Source organism: Burkholderia savannae, assembly GCF_001524445.2.
GTDB classification, from domain to species: domain Bacteria; phylum Pseudomonadota; class Gammaproteobacteria; order Burkholderiales; family Burkholderiaceae; genus Burkholderia; species Burkholderia savannae.
Genome location: NZ_CP013418.1, coordinates 2024798 through 2049455, shown reverse-complemented (window position 1 = coordinate 2049455; position 24658 = coordinate 2024798). Strand labels below are relative to the sequence as shown.

At 69.8% G+C, this 24658-nt stretch carries 21 protein-coding genes; 8 read left to right on the top strand and 13 right to left on the bottom strand.

The annotated features are described in order from the left end of the window. Nucleotides 1-308: 308 nt before the first annotated feature. Nucleotides 309-743 (top strand): Hsp20/alpha crystallin family protein, encoded by a 435-nt coding sequence (locus tag WS78_RS30205; protein ID WP_038751997.1) that lies wholly within the window; start codon nucleotides 309-311, stop codon nucleotides 741-743. Nucleotides 744-1123: 380 nt separating this feature from the next. On the opposite strand, the gene WS78_RS30195 is transcribed toward WS78_RS30205, so the two are convergent. Continuing rightward, nucleotides 1124-1795, bottom strand: a complete 672-nt coding sequence (locus WS78_RS30195; protein WP_038755285.1) for a nitroreductase family protein — start codon at nucleotides 1793-1795, stop codon at nucleotides 1124-1126. On the opposite strand from WS78_RS30195, the gene WS78_RS30190 reads away from it, so the two are divergent. Together WS78_RS30190 and WS78_RS30185 are read left to right on the top strand one after the other, a co-directional pair. Next, nucleotides 1794-2003: a hypothetical protein gene (locus tag WS78_RS30190; protein ID WP_081990131.1), complete on the top strand. Its 210-nt coding sequence runs from the start codon at nucleotides 1794-1796 to the stop codon at nucleotides 2001-2003. The genes WS78_RS30195 and WS78_RS30190 overlap by 2 nt on opposite strands. Before the next feature lie 148 nt (nucleotides 2004-2151). Next, nucleotides 2152-2601 (top strand): CBS domain-containing protein, encoded by a 450-nt coding sequence (locus WS78_RS30185; RefSeq protein ID WP_038755286.1) that lies wholly within the window; start codon nucleotides 2152-2154, stop codon nucleotides 2599-2601. A gap of 931 nt (nucleotides 2602-3532) precedes the next feature. Here the strand turns inward: WS78_RS30185 and WS78_RS30180 are convergent. From WS78_RS30180 to WS78_RS36595, 6 genes are all read right to left on the bottom strand, one after another. Further along, a complete protein-coding gene (locus tag WS78_RS30180) occupies nucleotides 3533-5338 on the bottom strand; it encodes a SulP family inorganic anion transporter (RefSeq protein ID WP_059579894.1) in 1806 nt (601 codons plus the stop codon). Between the two features lie 197 nt (nucleotides 5339-5535). After that, nucleotides 5536-6567, bottom strand: a complete 1032-nt coding sequence (locus tag WS78_RS30175) for an Acg family FMN-binding oxidoreductase (RefSeq protein WP_038755287.1) — start codon at nucleotides 6565-6567, stop codon at nucleotides 5536-5538. Between the two features lie 953 nt (nucleotides 6568-7520). After that, entirely contained in the window at nucleotides 7521-9320 is a 1800-nt protein-coding gene (locus tag WS78_RS30165; RefSeq protein WP_059579879.1) for a bifunctional aminoglycoside phosphotransferase/ATP-binding protein, read from the bottom strand. Between the two features lie 65 nt (nucleotides 9321-9385). Next, nucleotides 9386-11257 (bottom strand): ribonucleotide reductase-like protein, encoded by a 1872-nt coding sequence (locus tag WS78_RS30160; RefSeq protein WP_198174680.1) that lies wholly within the window; start codon nucleotides 11255-11257, stop codon nucleotides 9386-9388. A 54-nt stretch (nucleotides 11258-11311) separates the two neighbouring features. Then, the gene (gene phaZ, locus WS78_RS30155) at nucleotides 11312-12547 is read right to left on the bottom strand and encodes a polyhydroxyalkanoate depolymerase (protein WP_052145226.1); all 1236 of its coding nucleotides are present in this window, start codon (nucleotides 12545-12547) and stop codon (nucleotides 11312-11314) included. A gap of 248 nt (nucleotides 12548-12795) precedes the next feature. Beyond that, entirely contained in the window at nucleotides 12796-13146 is a 351-nt protein-coding gene (locus WS78_RS36595) for a hypothetical protein (protein ID WP_145986939.1), read from the bottom strand. Between the two features lie 283 nt (nucleotides 13147-13429). Here WS78_RS36595 and WS78_RS30145 point away from each other — a divergent pair, with 283 nt between their 5' ends. Together WS78_RS30145 and WS78_RS30140 are read left to right on the top strand one after the other, a co-directional pair. After that, the gene (locus WS78_RS30145; RefSeq protein ID WP_038755290.1) at nucleotides 13430-13825 is read left to right on the top strand and encodes a TraR/DksA family transcriptional regulator; all 396 of its coding nucleotides are present in this window, start codon (nucleotides 13430-13432) and stop codon (nucleotides 13823-13825) included. 60 nt (nucleotides 13826-13885) lie between these two features. Continuing rightward, nucleotides 13886-16159, top strand: coding sequence for an FAD-dependent oxidoreductase (locus WS78_RS30140; protein ID WP_059575707.1), 2274 nt, complete (start codon nucleotides 13886-13888; stop codon nucleotides 16157-16159). Nucleotides 16160-16417: 258 nt separating this feature from the next. Here WS78_RS30140 and WS78_RS30135 read toward each other — a convergent pair whose 3' ends face one another. Next, complete coding sequence (locus tag WS78_RS30135) at nucleotides 16418-18073, bottom strand: GMC oxidoreductase (RefSeq protein WP_059575705.1); 1656 nt, start codon at nucleotides 18071-18073, stop codon at nucleotides 16418-16420. A gap of 135 nt (nucleotides 18074-18208) precedes the next feature. Here WS78_RS30135 and WS78_RS36590 point away from each other — a divergent pair, with 135 nt between their 5' ends. Together WS78_RS36590 and WS78_RS30125 are read left to right on the top strand one after the other, a co-directional pair. Then, on the top strand, nucleotides 18209-18406 hold the full coding sequence (locus WS78_RS36590) for a hypothetical protein (RefSeq protein ID WP_059642733.1): 198 nt from the start codon (nucleotides 18209-18211) through the stop codon (nucleotides 18404-18406). Nucleotides 18407-18468: 62 nt separating this feature from the next. After that, nucleotides 18469-18915, top strand: coding sequence for a DUF2834 domain-containing protein (locus WS78_RS30125; RefSeq protein WP_063889423.1), 447 nt, complete (start codon nucleotides 18469-18471; stop codon nucleotides 18913-18915). Nucleotides 18916-18936: 21 nt separating this feature from the next. Here the strand turns inward: WS78_RS30125 and bsrA are convergent, their stop codons facing one another. Next, entirely contained in the window at nucleotides 18937-19872 is a 936-nt protein-coding gene (bsrA, locus tag WS78_RS30120; protein ID WP_059575700.1) for a LysR family transcriptional regulator BsrA, read from the bottom strand. A gap of 276 nt (nucleotides 19873-20148) precedes the next feature. Here bsrA and WS78_RS30110 point away from each other — a divergent pair, with 276 nt between their 5' ends. After that, nucleotides 20149-21264, top strand: coding sequence for an SRPBCC family protein (locus tag WS78_RS30110; protein WP_059575698.1), 1116 nt, complete (start codon nucleotides 20149-20151; stop codon nucleotides 21262-21264). A 235-nt stretch (nucleotides 21265-21499) separates the two neighbouring features. Here the strand turns inward: WS78_RS30110 and WS78_RS30105 are convergent, their stop codons facing one another. The 4 genes from WS78_RS30105 to WS78_RS30090 form a co-directional block, all read right to left on the bottom strand. Continuing rightward, nucleotides 21500-21940 carry an SRPBCC family protein gene (locus tag WS78_RS30105; protein ID WP_038753903.1) on the bottom strand — a complete coding sequence of 147 codons (441 nt, stop codon included), beginning with the start codon at nucleotides 21938-21940 and terminating at the stop codon, nucleotides 21500-21502. Next, entirely contained in the window at nucleotides 21921-22085 is a 165-nt protein-coding gene (locus tag WS78_RS36585) for a hypothetical protein (RefSeq protein ID WP_156437395.1), read from the bottom strand. Before WS78_RS36585 ends, WS78_RS30105 begins: the two co-directional genes overlap by 20 nt. Nucleotides 22086-22406: 321 nt before the next feature. Further along, nucleotides 22407-23024 (bottom strand): DUF2878 family protein, encoded by a 618-nt coding sequence (locus WS78_RS30095; RefSeq protein ID WP_038753898.1) that lies wholly within the window; start codon nucleotides 23022-23024, stop codon nucleotides 22407-22409. Nucleotides 23025-23210: 186 nt separating this feature from the next. Next, a complete protein-coding gene (locus WS78_RS30090; RefSeq protein WP_059575695.1) occupies nucleotides 23211-24338 on the bottom strand; it encodes a DUF6670 family protein in 1128 nt (375 codons plus the stop codon). Nucleotides 24339-24658 lie beyond the last annotated feature (320 nt).

Sequence of the window (24658 nt, the reverse complement as noted above, 5' to 3'; positions counted from 1 at the left end):
GCGCGAGCGAGCGGCGGATGCTCGCCGTCCGGTCGCCGCCGAGCCGGCGCGGCGCGCGGACGGAACGAAACGAACCGAAACGAACCGGGCGCGCCGACGCGAGACATCGATGCCGCTGCGGCCCGTTCGGACACCCATGAGCGCTGATTGACTCATGTCAATGCCGGCCGGGCCTGCGGCGCTACGCTGAAATCGGCCGGTATCGATCCGGCCTGCATCAACGAATCGAGAGGCGTTCGGCGAGCGCCGGACGCCGTGTGCGGCGTCGGCCGCGCATCGTGCGCGGCTGCGAATTCCTGGAGAGAGCAATGAGCAATTTGACGCGTTACGACCCGTTTTCGCTGGAGCCCGTGTCCGACCTGTTCCAGGGTCTGTTCCGTCCGCTGCGCAGCATGGTCGACGTCGAAGAAGAGAAGCTCGCGTCGATGAAGATCGACGTGACCGAGAACGATCAGTCCTACATCGTCAAGGCCGAGCTGCCCGGCGTCGACAAGAACGACATCAACGTGCAGATCGAAGGCAACACTGTGTCGATCAACGCGAAGGTCGAGCGCAACAAGGAGCTGAAGGAAGGCGAGCGCGTGATCCGGCGCGAGCGCTATTCGGGCGAGTTCGGCCGGACCTTCTCGCTTGCGAACGAAATCGACCGCGACGCGGCGGTCGCGCAGTATCAGGACGGCGTGCTGTCGCTGACGCTGCCGAAGAAGGCGACGGCGGAGAAAAAGAAGCTGGCGATCAGTTGAGCATGCGCGCGCCGCGGCTGACGCGGCGTTGCGCGATGCGGGCCGGCGCGCGTTCGGCGGCGCGTCGGCCGCGCTTGTGCCGCTTGTGCCTTTTGGCCTGACGCGGCCCGCGCGCGGTTGCCGTCGCGCAATTGATCTGCGATGCATATGTCGCGCACGGCGAAGCGCGCGCTGAATGCGGCGCGTGCTCCATGCTACGGCGCGAGGCGCGCGGCGCGTGCTGAGCGCCGCCGGTCATCCGTTGCCGGTCATCCGTTGCCGGTCATCCGTTGCCGGTCATCCGTTGCCGGTCATCCACCGCCCGTCATCGCCAGCCCCGATCGACGCGCGGCGTCACGCACCGCTCCCACCCGCGACGCCGCCGCCGAATCGTCATGCGTTCAGGCGTGCCGCGCGCCGCCCGCGTGCGCCGCCGGCTTGCCGACCGTCTGCGCGAGGATCGGCAGTTCGTCTTCGTTCAGGCTGAGCGCGTCGGCGAGCAGCCGATGGTTGATCCAGCCGCGCACGACGCAGCCGAGTCCCGCCGACGCGCAATACAGCGCGACGTTCTGCGCGATCGCGCCCGCCGCCACCGCCGGGAACGCCTCGCGCAGCGGCTTGGGCATCGACAGCAGCCGCGACGTCCGCACGACGTACACGAGATCGAGCGGCGCGGCGCCGACGAAATCCTGGTAGCCGGTCAGGTTGCGCGCGTCGATCGAGCGTTTGAGCAGCAGCCGGTGCAGCGGCGCGTCGTAGCGATAGACGCCGTCCGGCAGCGCGACGTAAACGTCGATTTCGTTGAACGCATGCGCGGACGGCGCGGTGCGGCCGCCCGTTGCCGGGCGGTTGACGCCGTCGGCCGCCCACAGCAGCTCGCCGAGCGTCGTCGGCGCGAGCGCCGCGGACGAGAATTCGCGCGCGCTCGCCCGCAGCGACAGCGCGGCCATCAGCGGCAGGCCCGCGCCGAGATCGGGTTGCGGCAGGTCGATGATCGCGGGCGCCTGCGCTTCGGCAGGCGCGGGCAATGCTACGGCGATCGGTTGATAAGTCAGCAATTCGGGTTCGCTCATGTCCGTCTCCAAGACAGGGGAAAGCCGCGCCGCACCCGCGCGCGAGCGCGTCCGTTCGTCAACGATAGCGAGTGTGCCGGATGCCGAACTGATCCCGATCAAGCGTCGCGCGCCGGCGCGTGCGCGTCGCCACGTCGACGCCGACGCCGACGCCGACGTTGACGTTGATGTGCGTCAGAATGCGCGAAGGTCGCGCGTGCGACGCTGACCGTTCGCTTTAGCGCTCGCAGGACCGGGCACTTCACCGCATCTCGTTTCGTTTCGTGTCGTGCCGTTGCGCGCCGCGCTGCCGGAACGCCGTCGCGCGCCGGCCGCGCCGCGCGCGGGCGCCCTGCATATGAAAACGGAGGCCGATCGTGAACGCTGCCGAAATCTGCACCCGCGACGTCGCCGTGTGTCGCCGCACCGACACCGTGCTCGACGCCGCGCACCTGATGCGCGACCGCCATGTCGGGGACCTGATCGTCGTCGACGACGCGGGGCGCGCGCAAGAGCCGGTCGGCATGCTGACCGACCGCGACATCGTGCTGTCGCTGATCGCGAAGGAGATCGACCCCGCCGCGCTGTTCGTCGGCGAGATCATGTCCGCGCCGGCGACCGTCGTGCACGAGCAGGACAGCCTGTGGACGATCGCGCACCGGATGCGGCTGACGGGCGCGCGCCGGATGCCGGTCGTGAGCGCGGGCGGCGCGCTCGTCGGCATGGTGTCCGTGGACGACGTGCTGGCGTGCGCGGCGTCGTTGTTCGACGAGATCGCGTCGATCTCCCGGCGCCAGATTCACTTCGAGGAGAAGGCGCGGAGTTGACGCGCGCGCGGGGCGAAGGCGAGCGGGTGCGCTTCCGGCAGGCGATAGATATTCTCTGCGGCGAGATGCCGGAGAAAATTGTCGACCTCTCGGAATGCGCGACGAATTGCTCGTGCGGCGTCGGTAAGGAAGCCCCAAAAACCGCATGCGAGCACTTCGCAACCCCGTTTTCAACCGCCCGCCAGAACCTGCGATCAGCGTGACCCGGCTCTGGCCGGGTGCGACGTTCCGCGCGCCGTCATCGCCGCGGCTTCGCCAGCGAATGCGCGGAGCGGTTTCGCTGGAATGGCGTTGCGTCGCGGGCGCCGCGCGGCCAGTCTCGCCGCCGCATCGATCGCCTGCGCGCGAGCGCCGTTGCCGGTCGGTTTCGCGCTGCGTTCGCGCAACCGGTTCCATGTCCGCGGATTGCGGGCGATTCGCCGGAGATCGATGCGTGCCGTGTCGCGCGGTCGTGGTCGTATGTCCCGTCGCACCCTGCGCGGACGCCGTGCGCGGCGCGATCGCGCGCGCCGCCTTCACGCGATCGTTTCGTGCTCGCGGATGACGGAGGCATGTCTGCAATCGATCTCATCTGTTTCGCGCGATCGCCGCCGAGCGCCGCCGCCGGGCTTCGTTGCGGTGCTGCGGTCTTGCGAACGATGCACGATGCGTTGCCGCGGGCCGCATGCGAGCAACCGGTTTCATCCTCGCGGAGCGAGGGGCGGACCGCCGCCCGACGCGGCCTGAATCAGGCAATCGCCGTCACGCCTTCGCGGCGCGCCGAAATCGGCGCGGCGGCCGCACTGCCGTCGCGAGCCGCATGCGCGCCATGCGATCCGGGTGGTGTTCGACGAGCGAAACAACGCGGTTTCGACCGATTCCGCCGCGCGCGATCGCAGGCATGCGTGCGCAACGCAACGCGCCGCGCCTGCGCCGCACGCTCGGCGAAATTTCATCGCCGCGCCCGCCGCGCGGCCGCCGCGTCCTTGCGCACCTGCGCGAAGCGCGCAACCGCGTCCGTCACAGTCGGAAAGAAGTGATCCGCGCCGATCTTGTCGAAGAGCCCGTACGTGCGCAGCCGGTCCTTGACCGGCCCTTTCATCTCCGCGATGTACAGCGTGATGCGGCGCGCGGCGAGCTCGTCGCGCAGCGTCGCGAGCATGTCGGCGGCGGTGACGTCGACGTCGGTGATCGGCTCGGCCGCAATCACGACGCAGCGCACCGGCGCATCGGCATCGGCGATCGCGTCGCGCACGTGGTCGCGAAAGATCGTCGCGTTCGCATGAAACAGCGGCGCGTCCCAGCGGAACGCGACGAGACCGGGCGTGAGAGCCGCGTCCGGATGGCGCGACACGTCGTGAAAGCCGTGCATGCCTTCGACGCGGCCGAGCACCGCGTCATACGGATGCCACGCGCGCCAGACGAACGACAGCAGCGAGAGCCCGACCGCGAGCAGGATGCCCGGCACCACGCCGAGCAGCACGACGCCCGCGAAGCACAGCAGCGACACCGCGCACTCGCCGCGCCGCACGCGGTAGAGCCGGACGATCGCGCGCACGTCGACGAGGCCGCTCGCCGAATAGACGACGACCGCCGACAGCGCCGCGAGCGGCACGCGGGCGAGCAGCAGCGGCGCGACGAGCAGCAGCGCGATGCAGCCGGCCGCGACGACGCTCGTCAGCTGCGTGCGCGCGCCGGCCGCGAGCGCGACGGGCGTGCGCGACGAACTGCTGCTGACCGCGCAGCCGCGCAGCGCGCCGGCGAGCAGGTTCGCCGCGCCGAGCGCGATCAGCTCCTGATTGCGGTCGGTCTCGCGGCCGTCGTCGGCGGCGAACACGCGCGACAGCACGCTGATGTCGGCAACGGACACCAGCGCGATCGCGAGCGCGCCGGCGACGAGCCGGCTCGCATCGGCGAGCGCGATCGACGGCAGGCCGGGCGGCGGCATGACGCCGGCAAGCGAGCCGACGAGGGCGACATGCGCGTTTGCGACGTGCGCGTTTGCGACATGCGCGTTTGCGACGTGCAGATCCGGCGCGGCCCCTAGCCACGCGGCGGCCACTGACGCGGCGGCGACCGCGATCAGAATGCCGGGCCACGCGGGCGCGACGCGCCGCAGCAACACGATGGCGGCAAGACAGCCGCCGCCGAGCGCGAGCGATGCGATATCGATCCGGCTTTGCGCGACGGTGCCCGCGATGCTCGCCGCTTCGTCGACGAACGTGCCGCCGCAAGGCGCGGCGCCGAGCAGGCTCGGGAGCTGGCTCGCGATCAGCGTCAGCGCGAGCCCGTTCAGATAGCCGTATTGAATCGGCTTGGACAGCAGATCGGTGACGAAGCCGAGCTTCAGCAGCCCGGCGAGCACGCAGAAGCCGCCCGACATCAGCGCGAGCGCGGCCGACAGCGCGACCGCGTGCGCGGGATCGCCGTGCGCGAGCGGCGCGACCGCGCCGGCGATCAGCGCGGCGAGCGCGGAATCGGGGCCGAGCACGAGAATCCGGCTCGGCCCGAAGATCGCGTAGCCGACGAGCGCGGCGATCGTCGCATACAGGCCGGAGACGACGGGCAGGCCGGCCGCCTGCGCGTAGCTCATGCCGACCGGCACGAGGACGGCGGTCAGCGCGACGCCCGCGAACAGATCGCGCGCGAGCCACGCGCGCCGGTAAGTGCGCAGCGTCGCGACGCCGGGCAGCCAGCGGCGCCATGATTCGGTGCCGCCGCCGCGGTTGTCACTGCCACTGCCACCGCTACCGCCAATACGGCGGTTATCGTCGCGACTTCCGCCACTTCCGTTACCGCCGCTGCTGCCACCGCTGTCGCCGCCGCCACTAGGATCGCTATCGCCGCGACTTCCGCCGCTTCCTCTATCGCCGCGGCCACCACCGCTTCCGCCGCTTCCGCCGCTTCCGCCGCGCCGCGCGGCGTCCCGTCCGCGCGCGGCGCGTTCCCGCTCGATCAAGACACGACGTCCGTCAGCGGACGCCGTGGCGCGTGCGCGACGACCGGGCCGCGTCCGACGCGCAGCAGCAACTGCGGATGCGCGTCGACGTGCAGCAGCGGCCGCAGCCGCTCGCGCAGCGTGTCGATTTCGATCGGCTGATTCAGATACGACGCGGTGAGCCCCGCGGCCGTCGCGACGAGCAGCACGCGCTCGAGCGCCTGGCCGGTCGCGACCCAGGCGTCGCGATCGTCGCTCGCCGTCGAGATGCCGACGATGAGCGGCGAGCCGTCGACGAGCTTGTGATGCATCGCCGCCATGCCGCCGCCGAGATCGAACGTGCGGACCACCGACGCGACGACGGGCGTCGCGAAGTCGAGCAGCGCGGGCACGCCGGCCGCGAACGCCGGCATCCCGTCGTCGCGGCGGCGCGGATGCACCCAGTTCGCGAGCTCGCGGCGAAAGCGCGGATCGGCGAACTGCAGGCGGTCGGCGTCGGCGATCATCTCGGCGATCTCGTCGCGCGCGCCGGGCGCGTCCACGCACGCGATCTCCGCGCCTTCGGCCTCGCCGGCGTCGACGAGCGCGCGCTGGACCTCGCACGACACCGCCTCGCTCGCGAACGGCGCGCGGGTCGTCACGCGCTCGACGATCGCGTCGAACAGCGGCACGAGACTTTCGTCGTGGTAGCCGTGGGGATCGAGCCGCACGAGCGCGATCACGTCCGGGTCCGACGTCGACGGGAACATGTCGATCGAGTAAGCGAACCCGAAGCGGCTCAACGCGACGCGCAGATTGAAGAGCGCCGCGCCGCAGCTGATGAGCAGCTCGCGATCGTACGGATCGACGACGGACAGCGCGCGCAGCCGGTCCGCGCACAGCATCACCGACGCGTCGCCGAGGATGAAGCGCCACGGCTGCGTGTTGTGGCTCGACGGCGCGAGGATCGCGTAGCGGATCGCGAGGCGCAGCTGGTCCTCGACGCTCGCCGACGGATCGAACGGGGGGATGTCGTCGTGCGTCGTCGTCTGGAGCGGGGATGTTTCCATGTTGCAGGTCTCCTGTCGGGAAGCGCGGGGCCGCGCGCGGGCGGGTACGACGCGCCGGAATTCGAGGGCGGGGCGGATCGTGTAGGACCGATTTCAGTCTATGGAGCGGCCGTCCGGCGGAGCTTGACCCAGATCAACGGGGGATGGGCGGCGGGTGGAGCGCGCACTCGGTCGTAGGGCTGGCGGACGCATGTCTTTCTGCCCGAATGGACGCCCGTTGTAACCGGAGCAAAGGTGCGTGCGTTTCTCATCGAGACCGATCTGTTTTAATTGAGGTGGTAAATATGGAAAGCGGGCCTGTAATGCTTCATATGCGATTGAGGGATTCATTCGAACTTTGACGGGAAGTCAGGTATTTCGGGGGGCGTGGATTTGAATTGTGTGACGGTGAGTGAATTGCTTTGATGGATGGTAAATTGAATTCAAATCGATCCCGGAAGGCAAAATTGGTGACGGGCCCGCCGTTGTTCTTGTTATGGCGATTGCCGGGTTGGTGATTGCCATGATGTACGCGAAAGTCTGCGACGGAGGCGATGGAGTTTGCCCCGATACGACGCGACAGGAGATTAAATAAAAAATCGCGAGGTACGCGTATCGAAATAACAAGAATCCAAGAATTGACTTCGATGAATATTTTTTATATCCGAGCGATGTCGTGCAATGGAAGGTTCCATATAGGGTGCGACGGGCACCGGCACGTTGTCGAGATGACCTGCAAAGGCTGGGTCGTGGATAACGTCGGCCCGCATGGCTGAGCTGTTGGGCGAGCGCTCGCGTCGCACCAGAGCCAGTCGGCGGGATGCGCTGTATCGCTGCGGCGCGCTTCGTCAGATCATACGATCCGGTACGACGTATTGCCGGTATGAAATGGGCGGCCGCGGCAGCGCAATTGATCAGACCCAGGCGGTTCATCCGACAGTGGCGAGCGTTTCCGGCGCGGGGCCTTTTCGGCATCAACTCGTCGTCGCGGCATCAAGTGAGGCCGTATCGAGCGCGTCGAGCACCGGCCGCCAATATTCGGCCGACCGGATTGCTTGCAGCGGCACGTCGGTATCGAAGCCGATCGTGTGTGCGCGTTCGTCGGCGTCGAGCGGATCGGCGCTCGCGAGCTGCGTCGCGAGCACGGCCGCGCCCGCGTCCGAACGGTCGTTTTGCGCGGCGGCGCGCGCGTCGACGCGCTTTTCGAGACACGCGCGGCTCGCGCGGAAATCGAGAATGAAGACGGGCACGCCCATTTCGCGTGCGAGCGCGACGAAGCGCGCGCGGCGCGCCTGCGAGAGAAACGTCGCGTCAACGAGCGCCGTGTAGCCGGCGCGCAGCACGTCGCGCGCGAGCGCGCGCAGGCGCTCGTATTGCGCATCGATCTGTTGCGGCGTGTACGCGGCGGCGGGCAGCGGCCGCGCGTCGACCGCCGCGAACGGTCGCGCGCGCTTGCGCTCGCTGTCGCTCGACAGCCGGATCGCGCCGCATACGTCGGCGAGCGCGCGGCTCGCCACCGATTTGCCCGAGCCCGAATAGCCGTGGCACAGCAGCAGGCACGGGCGGCGCGCGCGGGCCTCGCGCGCGGCGACGTCGACATACCTGCGCGCGCGCTCGATGTGCGCGGCGCGCGCCGCGGCGTCGCCGCCGCCGCGCATCGTCGCGACGAGCGCGCGCACGAGCGCCCGGTACGCGACGTACAGCGGCAGCGCGGCGAGGCCCGCGAAATCGCCCGTCTCGTCGAGCCAGCGGTTCAGCAGCCGGTGCGCGAGATCGGCGCGACCGTGCGCGTGCAGATCCATCAGCAGAAACGACAGGTCGTTGATCACGTCGATCCAGCGCAGCGCGTCGTCGAAATCGATGCAATCGAACATCAGCGCGTCGCGGCCGTGCTTCACGACGTTGTCGAGATGCAGGTCGCCGTGGCACGCGCGGACATAGCCGCTCGCGCGGCGTACGTCGAGATGCGCGGCGAGCTCGTCGCAGCGGCGCACGCACCACGCGCGCAGCGGCGCGGGCAGCGCCGTGCCGAGTGCGCGCTCGAGCGGCGCGAACACGTCCGCGATCTGCCTGCGCAGCTCGCGCGCGCCGCCGTACTCGCGCCGCGGAACGTCGCGCGGCGCGTGCAGATGGTATGCGGCGATGCGCGTCGCGGCGGCGTCGATGTCCGCCGCGCCGAGCTCGCCGCGCGCGAGCAATCGGGAAAACAGCATCCGTTCGTCGAAGCGGCGCATCTTGACGACATGATCGACGGCGACGCCCGCGTCGAACAGGCGAAGGCCGCGCGCGCGGCGCACGATCGGGCCGGCCGCGAGATATATGGGCGCGGCGAGCGGGCGGTTCAGCGCGAGCTCGGCTTCGCACGCGCGGCGGCGCGCGGCCAGATCGCCGAAGTTCGCGAAGCCGAAGTCGAACGGCTTCAGGCGCTTGTACGCGAAGCGTCCGACAAGGTAGACGACGGAGATGTGCGTTTCGATGCGCACGATGCGGCCGGCCGGATGCGGGTATGTCGACGCGCGGCGCAGCGTCGCGTCGATGTCGCGCGACAGGCGGCGGGCCGCACGCTCGCGCACGGCCCGCCGCTGCGGGCCGTTGCCGCGCATGGCGGCTGCGCGCGCGCGGCGCGGCATGTCGGCGGATTGCGCGAGCTTCGGTCGGCGCGCACGGCGCATCTCGTCACCTCCGGGGTTCGTGATCACGCGGGACGGGACGCAGCCGGCCGCGCGGTCGACGTGCCATGGAAACCGCCGCGCCGCGATTGCGCCCGTTGTCATTCGACCCGATTGCGGCGAGCGCCGGCTTGACGTGGGTCAAGCGCTCGCGCGCGCCGCCCGTGGCCTCAGACGCCGCTGCCTTCGCCGCCCGCCCCCGCCCCCGCCCCCGCCCCCGCCCCCGCCCCCGCCCCCGCGTCGCGCGCGAGATCCGTGCGCCGTATCGCGACGCTCTTCAGCTTCGCGCGCCATGCGCCGAACAGCAGCGCATTGATCTCTTCGAGCGAGTAATGCTTCGCGAGCGTCAGCGTGCTCTCGACCCCCGCGTCGACATAAGGCTGCAGCGCCGCGCGCATCGCGAGGCGCTCGCTCGGCGCGACGTCCGCATCGGTCGCGAAATAGTCGGGCAGCGCGACGCGATCGCCGCGCAGCGACCGGAACAGCCGGTGCGCGTGGTTCTCCGCGCGCATCCCCGCCGCGCCCGCGCGCACCGCCCGGTGCTCGATCCACGCGTGCGCCGGCTCGACGCCCGGCGAGCAGTTGTCCCCGAACGCGAGGCTCACGCCGACGGCGGGCGCGAACGACGTCAGATGGCTGTTGCGCAGCCCGTCGCGCTCGATCGCGTGGCGAACCGCGTGCGGCAGCGGCGGCCCCGCGTGCAGCGCGTCGAGGTGCGCGTGCCGGTCGCACAGCGGATACGCGCCGCGCTCGGCGGCGAGCTCGGCCGACGCCGCATACGCATGATTGCGCAGATCGGACGCGATGTAGCGCGCCATCTCGCGCGCGGCCGGCGAGTCGTAGCGCAGCCGCATCATCGCGAGCATGTCCGCGAGCCCCGTCACGCCGACGCCGATCCGTCGCTTTTGATACGACTCGCGCGCATGCGCGGCGAGCGGCCAGCGCGTGACGTCGAGCGCGTTGTCGAGAAAGCGCGCCTGGACGCGCACCGCCGCGTCGAATGCGGCGAAATCGAAGCGCGGCTCGCCGCCGACGCCGAACGGATTGCGCACGAACCGCGACAGATCGATCGCGCCGAGCATGCTGCTGCCGTACGGCGGCAGCGGCTGCGCGCCGCACGGGCTCGTCGCGTCGATCCGCTCGCGGCCGCGCAGCGGGCCGGCGGCGTCGATCGCGTCGACGAACACGAGCCCGGGCCCCGCGCCGTCGCGCGCCGCCGCGACGATCTCGCGCCACAGATGTCGCGCGGGCACGGTCGCGTATGTCCATGCGCCGTCGGCGGCGGGCAGCGCGCCGCTCGGCGCGCCCTGCGGCGGCGCCGGATGCCGCAGCGTCCACGGCAGATCCTGCTCGACCGCCAGCATGAACGCATCGGTGGCGGCCACCGCGAGATCGAGCGTCGCCCGGCACGCGCGCTCCCGCTTGTGCTCCCGCTTCGCGGCGGCGAACGCGAGCAGGTCCGGATGATCGCAGCGCAGCACCGCGAGCTGCACGCGGCGGCGTCCGTCGCGCTCGCCCGCCTGCGCGCCGATGCGGTCGAACCGGTCGAGCGCCGCGCACACGCCGGGCGACGTCGACCGGTCGGTTTCGGGCCGCGCGCTCGCGGGCGGGATCTCCGAGAAGTCGTAGCCGATGTCGCCGCCCATCGCGAGCGTGAGGCGAGCCTCGTCGATCGCCTGGTCGAGGTCCGGATGAAAGCGCGTGAGCGCGGCGGGCGCGCGGATCGGATGAACGAAGCAGCTCGCCATCGTCTGATCCTGCGCGGCGCCCGCGCGCGCCATGATGCTGCCCGCGCCGAGCGCGCCGGTCAGCAGATTGCGGTAGAAGCGCCGCGCGGTGCCCGGGCGCGTCGCGACCGGCTCCGCGAGCGCGAGCGCGCGAGCGACCCGCGCGAACGCCTGGGAGCGCGAGTTCTCGCCCGGCAGCGCATAGCGGTCGGCGAATACGGCGTCGCAGATCGGTTGGTCGTCCATGACGCCGATCATGCGGACGAACGAATCCGTGTGGCGAGCGGCGCGCGTGCGTTTGTTGATCGTCCGCAAGCGGCGTGTGCGCGGGCCGGGCCGGGCGGCCCGATGCGCGGCGCGATGCTCGATTCAATGCGCGGCGCGGCGCGCGTGGTCCGAGTCCGGCGTTTCGGCGCGCGTCCAGAACGCCTCCAGCGCCGGATAGATCGATCGCTGCCAGCGCGGGCCGAGGAAGAGATCGTAGTGATCGCAGTCCGGCTCGGTGATCCGCTCGCGCGCGGCGTCGGGCGGCGCGTTGCACAGCCGCTGCGCGGCGTGCGTCTGGCCGGCGCCGGAGATGTCGTCGCGGCCGCCTTCGATCGTGCAGAGCGCGGTGCGCGTGAGCCGCTCCGGCGCGACGCGGCGGCGGCCGATCGACCAGCGGCCCTCCGCGAGCAGGCATTCGTGAAAGATCACGCGGATCGTGTCGAGGAAATAGCGCTCCGTCATGTCGAGCACCGCGCCGTATTCGTTCATCTCGCGCAGGCAGCGCGCGGCGCCCGCGAAGTCGCCCGTCATCCACGCGGCCCAAAGGCGGCTTTCGAGCGACACGCGCCGCTGCGGGTGCGCGACGACGATCGCCGCGTGCTGAACGAAGCCGGGATAGACGCGCCGCCCCGCGCCCGCGTACGGCGGCGGCACGACGTCGATCGCCGCACGGCGGAACCAGTCGAGGTCGTGCTCGAGCGCGAAGCGATCGACGAGCGTCGGGCTCGTGCGCGTGTCGATCGGGCCGCCGAGCAGCGCGACGCTCGCGACGTGGACGCCGCGCGCGGCAAGCAGCGCGGCCGCCGCGAGCGCGGGCACCGTCGCCTGGCAGACCGCCATCACGTGCAGCCCGTTCGCGTTCGCGCCGGCGATGAAGCGTTCGAGCGTGAGCACGTAGTCGTCCAGGCCGAACGCGCCCGCCTCGGGCGGGACGTCGCGCGCGTTGCGCCAGTCGGTCACGTAGACGTCGCGCGTCGCGAGCAGCGTTTCGACGGTCTCGCGCAGCATCACCGCGTGGTGCCCGGCGAGGGGCGTGCACAGAAACACCGCGGGGCGCGCGGCGGCTGCGCCCTGGAGCCGGCGGGAAAACTTGCGCAGCGCGCAGAACGGTGTGTCGCCGACGATGCGCTCGTCGATCGGGACGACCGCGCCGCCGCTCGCGACCGCCGCGATCGCGAACGGCGGCGGCACCGGCACGGCGTCGGCCGCGCGCGCCATCGGGCCCCATGTCGGCCAGCCGGCCGGGCGCGAGTTGGTGTCCGCGCGCTGCGCGGCGCCCGCCCAGGGCTGGCATGCCCGGACGAATTCACGTTGCGCTTCAAGCCACGCGTAGAGCATCGAATCTCCTTACTGGCGGCGCGGGATCGGGCGCCGCGGCCGCGTCGCGCGTAGGCCGCGGGTGGCGGCATGCGCGCGACGGCGAGGGCGGCGCTTGCGGCGGGCGGGGCGCTTGCGGCGCCGAAGCGCCCGCTGTCGCGAGGCGACATCGGCGATGGCGGCCAAGCGCCGCGCGCCTGCCGCCGCGCGCCGGATTTGCTGCGCATCGGATGGGGAAAGAATAGGCCGGCGGGCGCCGCATGACCAGATTAAAAGCCGGGCTCGCGGGGTTTTTGACGATCGTCAAGCAGGCGGCGGATGACGTTCGCCGCGGCGCGCGGCGGCTGGCTGTGACGCGCCGTTGCGGCCTCGGCTCGGCGGAACGCGGCGGGGACCGGCGTCGCGCTTCGCCTCGCGTTCAGGCGGTCGCGGCGCTGCGAACGGCCGCGCGGCGATACGGCGCGGCGGCGCCGCCGCGCCGCGGACGGCAAGCGGCGGCGGGCTGCACCGCGCACATGCGGCGCGACACGTTGCGGCGGACGCGGCGCGGTGGCATCGTGGCGGGAACGCGCTGCGGTGCGGCGCGTAGCCGCCGCATCGGCGAGCGCCGATTGACTCAAGTCAACGCCGGCGGGCCGGCTCGGCATACGCTTGCGCAGCAATCGGCCGAAGGCCGCGCCGAGCCGCCGCGTCCGAAAAACGGAAACGGAAACGGATCGGCGTCCGGCGTTCCGGCGCGCCCGTTCGTCGGGCGCGGCGCATGCGGCGCGCGCGACAGGGGCGGCGCATGCGCCGCGAACCTGTCGCGCGCACGAAACACGCGCACGAGCGGCTAGCAACCAGCCCGCCTCGTCCGCCCGTCGGTGCGGACCCGATGCGGCAACGCAATACGCGGAGGATCGGATGGCAGCGTTCGACGAGCATCAACTCCAGGTTCTAAGCGATCTGCTGCATGCGTGCAGGCAGGTGCTCCAGGCCGACGTGCGCGCATGCGAGCGGCAGCGCGCCGACGAACCGTACGCGAACCTCGCGGGCACGGCGCCCGACGAAGGCGACGAGGCGAACGCGAATCTGTTCGTCGACGTCGACCATGCGCTGATCGGCATGAAACTCGCCGAGCTGCGCGCCGTCGACGCCGCGCTCGAGCGGCTCGCGCGGGGCGGCTACGGCTACTGCGCGGACTGCAGGCAGCCGATCGAATACGAGCGCCTGCTCGCGCGTCCGACCGCGTCGCGTTGCGCGCCGTGCCAGCACGCGCACGAGCGGCGGTTCGCGACGCTGCCGAGGTCGTCGCTGTGAGCGGCGGGGCCCGGCCGCCCGCCGCATTCGCCGCGCGCGTCTGCTCGACGGGAGGCGCCGATGCGTGAATTCGACTATCTGCTCGTCGGCGGCGGCATCGCGAGCGTCACCGCCGCGCGGTCGCTGCGCGGCGAGGACGCTTCGGCGAGTATCGCGATCCTGTGCGGCGAACCCGTGCTGCCGTATCAGCGCCCGCCGCTCAGCCAGGAATTCCTGATGGGCACCGCGCAGGCCGCGAGCATCGCGCTGCACGACGCGGCGTTCTACGCGTCGCAGCGCATCGACGTCGTGCTCGGCGCGAGCGCCGAGCATCTCGATCTCGCGAAGCGGGTCGTGCGTGCGTCGAACGGCGCGGCGTACCGCTATCACAAGCTGCTGATCGCGACGGGCGCGAGCGCGAAGGTGCCCGCGCTGCCGGGCATCGAGCTCGACGGCGTGCACGTGCTGCACACGATCGCGCAGGCGCAGACGCTGAAGGACGCAGCCGCGCACGCGCGCCGCGCGACCGTGCTCGGCGGCGGCTTCCTCGGCGTCGAGATCGCCGCGACGCTGCAGGCGCTCGGCCTGCAGGTGACGCTCGTCGAGCATGCGCCGGAGCTGATGCCGCCGCTGCGCGCGCCGGCGCTCGCGCGCCATTTCGAGGCGCTGTGCACGGCGCGCGGCATCGACGTGCTGACGAGCCGCGAGGTGCGCCGCGTGCTCGGCGCGCAGCGCGTCGAGGCGGTCGAGACGAGCGACGGCGAGACGCGGCCGTGCGACCTGTTCGTCGCGGCGGTCGGCGTCGCGCCGAACTGCGGCTGGCTCGAAGGCAGCGGCCTCGCGCTCGGCAACGGGATCGAAGTCGACGCGTTCCTGCAGACGGCCGATCCGAACGTGTTCGCGGCGGGCGACGCCGCGCACTTCGACGATCCGATCTTCGGCGTGCGGCGGCGGATCGAGCATTGGGACAACGCGGTGCGGCAGGGCAAGATCGCGGCGCGCAACATGCTCGGCCACCGGCTGCCGTATCGCGACATATCGATCTTTTACGGCAGCGTGTTCGGGCTGTCGTACAACCTGGTCGGCTATCCGGTCGGCGCGACGGAGACGATAGAGCGCGGCGCGTTCGACGATCGCTCGTACGCGCTGCTCTATCTCGCCGACGACGTGCTGCGCGCCGCGTTCACGATCGACCGGCCGGCCGTGGAGATCGCCGCGCTGAGCGACGCGATCAGGCTGCACGTGAACGTCGCCGCGCAGCGGGCGACATTGAGCGATCCGAACTTTTCGCTCGACAAGCTGCCGGTGCAGACGATGCTGATCCTGCAGGGCGGCGGCGCGCTCGGCGCGTTCGAATGCGGCGCGATCAAGGCGCTCGAGCAGCACGGCGTGCGGCCCGACGTGATCTCCGCGGTGTCGATCGGCGCGTTCAACGGCGCGATCGTCGCGAGCCATCCGACGGGCGCGGCGAAGGCGCTCGAAGCGTTCTGGCGCGAGCTGTCGATCGCGCTGCCGTCGCCGTACGGCTCGCAGTGGCATGAGGCGTGGCTGTCCACTTACGTGCTGTGGTTCGGCGTGCCGAATTTCCTGAAGCCGCAATGGTCTCGGCTCGGCTTCGACCTCGACCGGCTGCGCGCGAAATGGACGAGCTTCTTCGACGCATCGCCGATCGAGAAGCTGATCACGCGCTACGTCGATTTCGATTCGCTCTGCGTGAGCCCGACGCGGCTGCTGATCAGCGCGGTCGACGTCGAGACGGGCGAGCCGCGCATCTTCGACAGCTACGTCGATCGCCTGAGCCCCGCGCATCTGCTCGCGAGCGGCAGCCTGCCGCCCGGGATGCCGTGGACCGTCGTCGACGGCCGGCCGTACTGGGACGGCGGCGTCGTCAGCAATTCGCCGCTCGATCTGGTGATCGAGCGGTGCGGGCAGATCGGCGGGCGCGTATTCATCGTCGATCTGTTCTCGGGCACGAAGACGCTGCCGACGAACGTCGTCGAAGTGATGCTGCGCCGCGAGGAAATCGCCTACATGGACCGCGTGCGCAACGATCTGCGCTTCGAGGAATACGCGAGCGATTTCGGCGATCTCGTCGACGGCATCCTCGCGCACGTCGACGCGCAGAGCGCGAACGAGATCCGTCAGCAGCCGCTGTACATCCGGCTGATGGGCAACCGCGGGGCGCTCGACATTGCGCGGATCACGCTGAATCGGGACGGGCGGCTGTCGTTCATCGAGGACTACGATTTTTCGTCGGACGCGGTCGCGCAATTGCAGAAGCAGGGCTACGACGCGGCGCTCGTCGCGCTCGCGAACGGCCGCGCGAATCATCGGCGCAGGCGTCGCGGCACGTGACGTGTGACGTGTGACGTGTGACGTGTGACGTGTGACGTGTGACGTGTGACGTGTGACGTGTGACGTGTGACGTGTGACGTGTGACGTGTGACGTGTGACGTGTGACGTGTGACGTGTGACGTGTGACGTGTATCGCGCGCGGCGGACGCCGCGCGCGATACCGTCGCGCCTGGGTTTCATGCGTGCACGTCGATCGCCACGCACCACACGCACCGTGCGCCATGCGCCGCGTCGACACCCCCCCCACGCCGCCCCCACTCACGCCGCGAGCTCTTCTCCGATGCTGTCCCAGCGCTGCTCGCCCGCGGCGGGCACGTGGCTCATTGCGTGCTCGGCGAGCGCGGTGATCGTGAGACTCGGGTTCACGCCGAGATTCGCGCCGAGCACCGAGCCGTCGCAGATGTACATGTTGTGATAGCCGAACACGCGGTTGCGCCCGTCGCACACGCCGTCGCGCGCGTTGCGCGCCATCGCCGCGCCGCCCATGCAGTGCGCGGTCATCGGCACGTTCAGCAGGATCTCGGTCAGCGACGTCATCGGCACGCCGCCGAGCGCGCGCGCCGCCTTCTGCGCGAAGTCGTTCGCGGCCGGGATGTACGCGGGGATCTTCGCGCCCGACGTCGCGAGCTGCTTCGAGAACGGCCAGAACCAGCGGCGCTTCAGGCGCATCGTCAGGTGCCCGTCGAGCGTCTGCATGCACAGGAAGATCATCGTCTCGCGCGCGAAGCCGCGCGGATCGATCATCCGCAGCGCGGTCAGCGGCCGCGTCGCGAGCAGCTTCGCGAGCGAGCCGAGCCACACGAGCGGACGCAGCCCGCCGGGCGCGCCGCGCGTGAGCACGGTCGTCAGCAGTCCCATCGTATCGGAGCCCGAAGGATAGCGGGTGGCCTCGATGTGCGTGTGCTCGTCGATATAGATGCCCGAGCCGATCGCGACGCCCTTCGAAAGATCGACGCTCGATTTCGGAAAGCGCACGCCGATCAGCGATTCGGCGTTCGTGCGCACGCGCTTGCCGAGCGCGCCCGACAGATGCGGCAGCGAGCGCTTCTCCCGCAGGCGCATCAGCAGATCCTGCGTGCCGAGCGACGACGCGGCGAACACGACGCCGCGGCACGTGATGCGGCGCTTCGCGCCGCGCGTGCCGGCCGCGAGCGACACGGTTTGCACCGCGTAGCCCGCCGCGCCGTCGTCGCGCGCGCCGAGCGGGCTCACGTCGACGACCTTCGTCTGCTCGCCCACCTGCGCGCCGAGGCGCTCGGCGAGATACAGGTAATTGCGATCGAGCGTGTTCTTCGCGCCGTGGCGGCAGCCGACCATGCAGCCGCCGCAGCCGATGCACGACGTGCGTTCCGGGCCCGCGCCGCCGAAGTAAGGATCGGCGTAGCGCGTGCCGGGCGCGTGCGCGTCGTCGCCGAAGAACACGCCGACCTCGGTCGGATAAAAACTCTTCTCCACGCCGATCAGCTTCGCCATCTCCTTGAGCCGGAAATCGGCCGCGTCCATTCGCCGGTTCGTGACGACGCCGAGCATGCGCTTCGCGGTCGCGTAATGCGCGGGCATCACGCGCTCCCAGTCCGCGAGGCCCGCCCAGGTGCCTTCGCGCCACACCTTGTCGGGCGGCACGAGCAGCGTGTTCGCGTAAGTGATGGAGCCGCCGCCTACTGCATTGCCGTGCAGCACGACGACGTGCTTGAAGAAGCGCATGCTGAAGAAGCCGCGCAGCCCGAGCGCGGGGCGCCATTGCCAGCGCGACAGGTTCCACGTGCTCTCGGGCAGGTTCTCGGGCGTCCAGCGACGGCCCTGCTCGATCACGAGCACGCGATAGCCTTTCTCGGCCAGACGCAGCGCCGACACGCTGCCGCCGAAGCCGGACCCGACCACGACGTAGTCGTAATCGTAGGACTGCTGCTTCATTCGGTTCACCTTTTATGATTGTTCGAACTGCCCGGCGTGCGCGACGACGCGCGTGCGGTTCGTCTCCCTGTCTTCTTCGTCGCGCGATCCGGCGCACGACGCGCGCCGGGCGCCGGATGCGCATGCGCTACGCACATGCGCGTCGATCCGATGCGCGTCCGCCCGCGCGAACCGTTTAGTTTCGAGCGCCTTTCGCCGAGCATCAATTCGAAACACGGCGCGCGCGTTATCGCATTGAATTCGAATTCGTTTACGCGGCGATTCAAACGGGCGGCGACGAAGCGTTCGGCCGGATCGGCGCGCGCGCTTGCCGGCCGGGCCGTGTTGATCTAGGGTTCCTGCACCAGCATCAGCCCGATGCGGAATTTGCCGCCACCACACGAACGATGACCGCCATGCCCATCTCGAGGAAACTGCTTTGCACCGCTTACGGCGTGATCGCGCTCGTCGCGCTGATCGGCACGTGGGCCAACAATCTGCAATATCTGCCGCTCGGCGCGGCGAACGCCGGGCCGCGCTTCCTGCTCGACACGCTCGCGAATCCCGCAAGCCGATCGATCACGGTCGACATCGTGCTGCTCGGGCTCGCGCTGTTTCTGTGGCTCGTGCTCGAAGCGCGCCGTCTCGCGATGCGCGGCGCGTGGATCTACATCGTGCTGAGCGTGGCCGTTGCGATCAGCGTCGCGTTTCCGCTGTTCCTGATCCATCGCGAGCGCGCGCTCGCGGCCGCGCAGCGGCCGACGCCGGAGACGCGCAGCCTGCGCGCGGGCGACATCGCGGGCCTGGTGCTGATCGCGCTGTTCGCGATCGGCTACACCGTCGTCGCGCTGCGGCACGCCTGAGCGCCGCCGCCGCGGCGCGCGTCACGCCGTCGCGCGTTCGGCATTCGCGACGATCGCACGATGCGTGTGCACGATCTGCTCGCGCAACCAGCGAAGGCCCGGCTGCGCATCCTGCTGCCGATGCCAGATGAGGCTTACCTGGATCGGCGCGATATCGACCGGCAGCGGCGCGATCTGCAGCGCGTAGACGTCGGCGAACCGTTCGGCGAGCCGGCGCGGAATCGTGCCGAGCAAGTCCGATTTCGCGACGAGCGCGGGAATCGTCAGATAGTGCGGCACCTGCAGATGCACGACGCGCCGCACGCGGGCGGAACCGAGCACGATCTCGAGCGGCGAGCCGCGCCGGTCGCGCGGCTGGATCGACACGTGGCCGCTTTCCTCGTAGCCGCGCAGCGTGAGACCGTTCGTGAACGCCGGATGGCCGTCGCGCCCGATCACGACGAGATGCTCCTCGTGCAGCGGCTCGTAGCAGAGCTCGGGATTGTCGAAATGCAGGTAGTCGATGGCGAGATCGAGCGTGCCCGTCGTCAGCTGAGCGGGAATGGAGCCGGCGTCGTCGCTCTGCACCGACAGCATCACGTTCGGCGCGCGCGCCTTGATGTGCGCGAGGAGATCGGGCAGCAGCACGGCCTGTCCGTAGTCGTTCATCGACAGCCTGAACAAGTGATGCGTGTCGAGCTCGAAACCGGATTGCGGGCCGAGCCCGATCTGCAGCAGATACAGCGCTTGACGCACCGGTTCGTACAGCGCGCGCGCCTGCGCGGTCGGCGTCATCCCGCGCGCGGTGCGCGTGAAGAGCGATTCGCCGAGCTGCTGGCGCAGCCGCGTCAGCGCGTTGCTGACGGCCGGCTGGCTCATGTGCAGCCGCACCGCGGCGCGCGACAGGTTCTGCTCCTGCATCAGCGCGTCGAAGACGAGCAGCAGGTTCAAGTCCAGTTGTCGCAGGTTCCGGATCATTCGGCGGCGCTCCGGAGCGTGCGCGCGCCGCTCGCGCAACGCCCGCCGCTCGCGCGACGGCGCGAGCGCGCGTTGCGCCGTCGCGCCGACACGGGCGGCGGACGTTCGCAATCGAATGCATCGTTCGACATATCGGAGCGGCGCATGATCGAATTCAGGTCGATGAATAAGTCAAATCACGATTCTCCATTGGAGAAATCATCGAGGCTACTCTAATCTGCCGTCAAGCCGGCGCGCATCGGATGCGCCGCGCTTGCCCGACGACAGGAGACGACGATGACCCAGGACGTGACCGCGTTCCGGACGCACTATCGCGCGAACGTTCATTCGCGCTACAACGCCTGGCGGCACGGCGGTTTCGTGTTCGCATACGGCGCGGCGGCGATCGCGTTTTTCCTGAAGGGCGTCGCGCACGTGAGCGCATATCAATGGGCGACCGTGCCCGTCGCGTTCCTGCTGTTCAACTGGCTCGAATTCTCGATTCATCGGCATGTGGGCCATTTCAAGCGCCGCTTCGGCGCGATGTTCTATCGGCGGCATACGGGCGATCATCACAGCTTCTTCGTGAACGAACAGATGACGTACCGCGACGCGCGCGACTGGCGCGTGATCCTGTTCCCGGCCTGGCTGATCGTCGCGTTCAGCATCGGGCTGTTCGTCGCGCATGCGCTGCTGAGCCGCGTCGACGCGAACGTCGCGGGGCTCTTCGCGAGCACGATGCTCGGCGGCTATCTGCTCTACGAATGCATGCACGCGTGCGAGCACTTGCCCGATGCGCATCCGCTCGCGAACTGGCCATGGATTCGGCAGATGCGCACGCTGCACCGGATTCATCATCGCCGCGACCTGATGCGCGCGTGCAACTTCGACGTCGTCTGGCCGCTGATGGACTGGCTGCACGGCACGCTGCGCTGGAGCGCCGAGCCCGGCGCGGAGTTCTCGACGCGCATGCGGCACGAGATCGATATCGCGCGCCGCCCCGAGGACGTGCTCGCGTATGCGAGCACCGCGGCGTGCTGGCCGCAATGGCATCCGTCGTCGCTGCGCGTCGACGGGCCGGCGGGATCGCTCGCGGCGGGCAGCCGTTTCGACGAGGACGTGCGTGCGGCCGGGCGCGTCGATCATCTGCGCTGGGACGTCGTTCGCCACGAGCCCGGCGTGATCTGGCAGGCGCGCGCGGCGAACGCGGCTGGCAGCCTGCGCATCCTGCTGACCTACGAGTGTCGCGGCGGCGCGCACGGCGCGCGTTTCGTCCGCACGCTGCACTATCATTCGCCGAATCCGCTGCTGCGGCTCGCGAATGCGCTCGTGATGCGCAGGCGCGTCGAACGCGAGTCCGCGCATTCGCTCATGCTGCTGAAGCGGCGGCTCGAAGAGGCGCGCGACGAATGACGTCGGGCGCGCGCGGCCGTTCGACGATGCGTTCGCCGGCGCGGCGACGCATGCCGGGCAAGGTGCAATGTTGCGCATGTCGCGTATGTTGCGTATGTTGCCCCTTGCGTCGCTCGAATCGTTCCGGCTGCCCGCGTCGCGCGTGTTTCGCACCTTCGGCACGTCGCGCGCTCCGCGCCCTCCGTGTCCTCCGCGCGCCGCGCGGCGGACACGCCCATTGCCGCATCCCGCACGCTCATGCCCAGAGCCGCCGCCGCGTCACTTTTCCGATCCCGCGGCGAATGCTGCCCTCGAGCACGTGCCGCACGATCGGCGCGACGAGCGGCACCTTGCCTTCGAACGTGATCACGTAATGAAAATACGTGCGGCGCTCGTCGATCGGAACGAAGCGCATCACGCCGTGATGGTCGCGTAGGGGGCTGCCGCGCGTGATCCGGTATTCGATCAGTTCGTTCTCCAGATAGGCGGTCACCGTCTCGACGAACGGCGGCGCGCCGGGCACGCGCATTTCGCGCGCCGAGCCTACGCCGTTGCGCGCCGGCTCGCCGTCGCTGATTCGGCGGATCTTCGCGGGCGAGAAGATTGACCCGAGATTCTCGTGCTCGCTGAAGAAGCGGAAGACCTGCTGGACCGGGGCGTCGAACTCTTCTGCGATTTCAATGCGTTGCTGTTTCATACGAAGGTCGCTTGTCGAGGGTTGAGGAGCGGCCGGCGGGCGGTCGAGCGGCGTGTCGCTCGATCGGGCGGCGGCCGATGCTGCGGTGCGTCACGATGGCCGGTGTTGTCGCGCATGCAATGACGATGACATTGATCAATGTCATCGTCAATCGGGGTGATTGCGCGTGCGAATGCGGGGTCGTATCGCAAGCGCGGTGCGTGCATGCTCGCTGCTGCTGCTGCTGCTGCTGCTGCTGCTGCTGCTGCCGTTGCCGTTGCTGCCGTTGCCGCGAACGGCGAACGGCGAACGGCGAACGGCGAACGGCGAAATGCGAAATGCGAAATGCGAAATGCGAAATGCAAAACCGCCGCGGCCCCGTATGCCCGAGCAAGCAAGCGCCGCGCCGCGTGACATCGCATCCGACGCGCGGCGGACCGCACGCGCATGGCGAGCCGTGGCGGCCGCGAAGCCGCGAACGCGGTGTTCAGGCGCCGCCGCCAAGCCGGCCGTTGCGCACCCACCGGCCGAATGCGAACGCGAGCGGGCCGGCGTGCAGATAAGCGGCGAACAGCCAATACGGCACGCGCGCGAACTGCTGCAACGCGTAGTCGAACAGGCCGAGCGACGACACGAATCCCTCGATCAGCGGCCCGGTCGCGGCCACCATGACGGACAGCGCGGCGATCCGCGCGCGATGTTCGGCCGTCGCGGCGATGCGCGCGAGCCACAGCGCGACGAGCGCGATCGACAGCGCGAGCGGATGCGTATTGCCGAACACGCCGGTTGCCGCATAGACGAGATGCGAGACGGCGACGAGCGCGATGAGCCTCGAAGCCGGCGGCGGCGCCGTGCCGCGCGTGAACGGATACGTCACGGCGAGTATCGCGCCCGCGCCGGCGACGAAGATCGGCCACACGAGCAGCGATTGACCGTCGAGCCGCGGCGCCCAGTTGTACCAGAGGATGCCGTTCCACACGTGATAGAAGTGATCGCCGACGCTGAAGATGCCGAGGCCCGCGATCAGCGCCGCGACGACGGCGCGCCCCATGACCGGCGATTGCGCGGCCGGTTGACGAGCGGCCGGAACGACTGAAGTCTCCATGTTTTCTCTCCCTGTTGATGACGTTGAAATGCCGTCTTTGATACCGTCGCGGCGCGCGATCCGATCCGGTTCCACCGCGCCGGCGAGCGGGCGCGCGAGAAGCGCGAGACGCGCGCGGAGGAGCGTCTCACGATCGATGCGACGTGCAGCCACGTGACGCGAGGCGATGCAACGCAACGCGATGCATCAGCGATACGACACCTCGCAATCGACGTACTCGATGTACCCGCGCCCGCTGTACGCGCGGCCCTTGACGCTTCCTTCGAAGCGATAGCTGGCGACGTAGCCGCGCCCGTGGCCGAAGCGCCACGGGCTGTCGATCGTGCCGTGCAGTTCGAGCCATGGCCGGCCCGCGTCGTCGCGCGCGGTCCACGACAAGCGATGCGGCAGCCGCATGCGCTTGCCGTCCGGCGACGTCGCGAGCGCGTCCCGATATTCGTCGACGACGAACGCGACGCCGCGCTCGTGAATCTCGGCCGTGCCGTCGAGCGCGCGCAGATGGATGCCCTTGAACGCCTTCTCGCCGAGCACGCGGACTTCGGTCAGCAGCAACTGCACGCCTTCGTCGAGATTCACGATCTGGTACGTGAAGAAATCGAGCGGCAGTTTCCAGCGCTCGCTCAACGGCCGCGCTAACCACGCTTGCGGCGTCGTCATCCGCGCGTATTCGAACGTGCACATCGTGTCGACCGGCATCGTGCGATCGCCGTGGCGGATCGTGCCCGAGCACGTCGCGAGCAGGCTCAGGTGGTCGTAAGCGACATTGCGGACGAACCACGAGACGACGTCGGTGCAATCGATCGCGATATCGAGGCCGAAGTGCGCGTAGTCGGCCTTCACCGTGTAGCGCGGGTACGCGCCCGAGATCGTCAGGTCGTCGCCGAACGCGACGACCGTGTCCGCGCGCCGCGCCGCGCATTCGCGCTTGATCGAATACGCGCGGTAGTGATGCGCGTCGTCGGCGGCCGTCGACGACAGCACCGTCGCGACGTCGCGCGGATCGCCGTCGACCAGATAGTCGTTGTCGAACGCGACGCTGCCCGTCGCGCCGAGCAGCGTCATCACGTTGCAGTACCGGTGCGGCTCGGGCAGGCTCGGAAAGAAGATGCCGTAATGCGTGAGCCCGTAGCGCTTTTCGCGCACGTGCGGCACGAGCATCTCCGGCGTGCGGAACGGATGCGTCGACGCGTCGGCCGCGCGATCGATTCTCGGCAATAGCGCGGCGACGACGAACCGGGCGATCGCCGCCATCAGCGGGCTCGTGCGTGCGGCGGAGGTGGGCGGGGCGTTGCCCGGGGCGATGACTGTGTTCATGGCGAGAGAGGTCGATGAGTCGGGCGGGTGGCGCGAGCGGCGAAGTCGTGACGATTCGGGATGCGAACGACGTCGCGCGCTCGTGCGGTCTCCATGTCGTGAATGAATCGAATATCGCGCGGCCGTGCGAGCTGCGCGACCGGCGCGCGACCGGCGCGAACGGCCGGCGCGGCCTCCGTGCGGTCGACCATTACATCGATCGATGTCATGTTTTGGTGAGTCTAGGACGAAACGCGAAGCGGCGGAAATTGAAAATGGTGATAAGCGATATTCGAATCGCTATGCGTCGCCGACGATCGGGCGCAAGCGAATAACTCGTG

Coding starts and splice junctions, on each gene's coding strand:
- WS78_RS30140 (WP_059575707.1), top strand. CDS start 13,886: ATGCGTGAATTCGACTATCTGCTCGTCGGCGGCGGCATCGCGAGCGTC.
- WS78_RS30110 (WP_059575698.1), top strand. CDS start 20,149: ATGACCCAGGACGTGACCGCGTTCCGGACGCACTATCGCGCGAACGTT.
- WS78_RS30090 (WP_059575695.1), bottom strand. CDS start 24,338: ATGAACACAGTCATCGCCCCGGGCAACGCCCCGCCCACCTCCGCCGCA.
- phaZ (WP_052145226.1), bottom strand. CDS start 12,547: ATGCTCTACGCGTGGCTTGAAGCGCAACGTGAATTCGTCCGGGCATGC.
- WS78_RS30135 (WP_059575705.1), bottom strand. CDS start 18,073: ATGAAGCAGCAGTCCTACGATTACGACTACGTCGTGGTCGGGTCCGGC.
- WS78_RS36590 (WP_059642733.1), top strand. CDS start 18,209: ATGCGCGTCGATCCGATGCGCGTCCGCCCGCGCGAACCGTTTAGTTTC.
- WS78_RS30105 (WP_038753903.1), bottom strand. CDS start 21,940: ATGAAACAGCAACGCATTGAAATCGCAGAAGAGTTCGACGCCCCGGTC.
- WS78_RS30165 (WP_059579879.1), bottom strand. CDS start 9,320: ATGACAACGGGCGCAATCGCGGCGCGGCGGTTTCCATGGCACGTCGAC.
- bsrA (WP_059575700.1), bottom strand. CDS start 19,872: ATGATCCGGAACCTGCGACAACTGGACTTGAACCTGCTGCTCGTCTTC.
- WS78_RS30175 (WP_038755287.1), bottom strand. CDS start 6,567: ATGGAAACATCCCCGCTCCAGACGACGACGCACGACGACATCCCCCCG.
- WS78_RS30095 (WP_038753898.1), bottom strand. CDS start 23,024: ATGGAGACTTCAGTCGTTCCGGCCGCTCGTCAACCGGCCGCGCAATCG.
- WS78_RS30125 (WP_063889423.1), top strand. CDS start 18,469: ATGCCCATCTCGAGGAAACTGCTTTGCACCGCTTACGGCGTGATCGCG.
- WS78_RS30145 (WP_038755290.1), top strand. CDS start 13,430: ATGGCAGCGTTCGACGAGCATCAACTCCAGGTTCTAAGCGATCTGCTG.
- WS78_RS30205 (WP_038751997.1), top strand. CDS start 309: ATGAGCAATTTGACGCGTTACGACCCGTTTTCGCTGGAGCCCGTGTCC.
- WS78_RS30195 (WP_038755285.1), bottom strand. CDS start 1,795: ATGAGCGAACCCGAATTGCTGACTTATCAACCGATCGCCGTAGCATTG.
- WS78_RS30190 (WP_081990131.1), top strand. CDS start 1,794: ATGTCCGTCTCCAAGACAGGGGAAAGCCGCGCCGCACCCGCGCGCGAG.
- WS78_RS36585 (WP_156437395.1), bottom strand. CDS start 22,085: ATGACATTGATCAATGTCATCGTCATTGCATGCGCGACAACACCGGCC.